The organism is Methylobacterium sp. ME121 (assembly GCF_000974725.1).
Lineage (GTDB): Bacteria > Pseudomonadota > Alphaproteobacteria > Rhizobiales > Beijerinckiaceae > Methylobacterium > Methylobacterium radiotolerans.
Genome location: NZ_BBUX01000171.1, coordinates 1 through 1370 on the forward strand (window position 1 = coordinate 1; position 1370 = coordinate 1370).

At 74.5% G+C, this 1370-nt stretch carries 2 protein-coding genes; both read left to right on the plus strand.

Annotated elements, in window-relative coordinates; genetic code table 11:
- Positions 1-918, plus strand: a 918-nt coding sequence (locus ME121_RS32730) for a methyl-accepting chemotaxis protein (RefSeq protein WP_491892962.1), incomplete at its 5' end; no start/stop codon positions are given.
- A 119-nt stretch (positions 919-1037) separates the two neighbouring features.
- On the plus strand, positions 1038-1370 hold a 333-nt coding region (locus tag ME121_RS32735), incomplete at its 3' end, for a chemotaxis protein CheW (RefSeq protein WP_059410334.1).

Consider the following 1370-nt stretch of genomic DNA (forward strand, 5'->3'; position numbering starts at 1 on the left):
GCGGGGTCCCAGGAGCTGTCGGCGTCGGCCGAGCAGCTGTCGCAGGGCTCGACCGAGCAGGCGGCCTCGACCGAGGAAGCCTCGGCGTCGATGGAGGAGATGGCCGCCAACGTGAAGCAGAACGCCGAGAACGCCAGCCAGACCGAGACGATCGCCCGGCAATCGGCCCAGGACGCCGAGGCCAGCGGCGTCGCCGTCGGCCGGGCCGTGGAGGCCATGCAGACCATCGCCCAGAAGATCACCATCGTGCAGGAGATCGCCCGCCAGACCGACCTGCTGGCCCTCAACGCCGCCGTCGAGGCCGCCCGGGCCGGCGAGCACGGGCGCGGCTTCGCGGTGGTGGCCAGCGAGGTGCGCAAGCTCGCCGAGCGCAGCCAGGCGGCCGCGGCCGAGATCGGCACGCTCTCGGCCGACACCGTCAAGGCCGCCCAGCAGGCCGGCGACATGCTGGGCCGGCTCGTGCCCGACATCAAGAAGACCGCCGGCCTGGTCGAGGAGATCACCGCCGCCTGCCGGGAGCAGGATGTCGGCTCGGGCCAGATCAACCAGGCGATCCAGCAGCTCGACAAGGTCACCCAGCAGAACGCCAGCGCGTCCGAGCAGGTCTCGGCCACCTCCGAGGAGCTGGCCACCCAGGCCGAGAAGCTGCAGGCGACGATCGCCTACTTCCGCCTCGCCGAGGCGTCCGCGCCGGGCGCGCCCCTGGCGGGTGTCCCCCTGGCCGGCGTCGATCAGGCGGTGACGCGCCTGCGCGCGACCGCGGCGCGGATGGGCACGGCCTCGGGCGCTTCCTCGGCGGCGATCCGCTCGCCGAGCCCGAAGCGGGCGGGCGGGCGCGGCCCGGCCGCGGGCGGCGGCTTCGCCCTCGACATGGGCGAGGGCGACGCGCAGGACGCCGCCTTCACCCGCGTCGCCTGACCCGCCGCCCGAAGCCCGGATCCGCGCGGCACCTGTCGCCGCGCGGATCCCGCCGCCGGGCCGCAGCCGCAGCCGTCGCCGCAGCCGCAGCCGCGCCCCGATCCATCCGGAGATCCCGCATGTCCAGTGTGTGGCAGTACCTGACCCTCGGCCTCGGGGCCGAGACCTTCGGGATCGACGTCGAGCACGTCCACGAGATCCTCGATTACCGGGTGCCGGCGGCGCTGCCGCAGGCGCCGGCCTTCCTGCTGGGGATGATCGACGTGCGCGGGCAGAGCTACCCGGTGGTCGACCTGCGGACCAAGCTCGGCCTGCCGCCGGTCGCGCGCACGCCGGCGACGCGGATCATCCTGCTCAACGTTCCGATGCCGGGCCGGGCGCTGCGGGTCGGGTTCGTGGCCGACCGGGTGATCGAAGTGACGGAACTCGACAGCGCCGAGATGGAGGCCGCC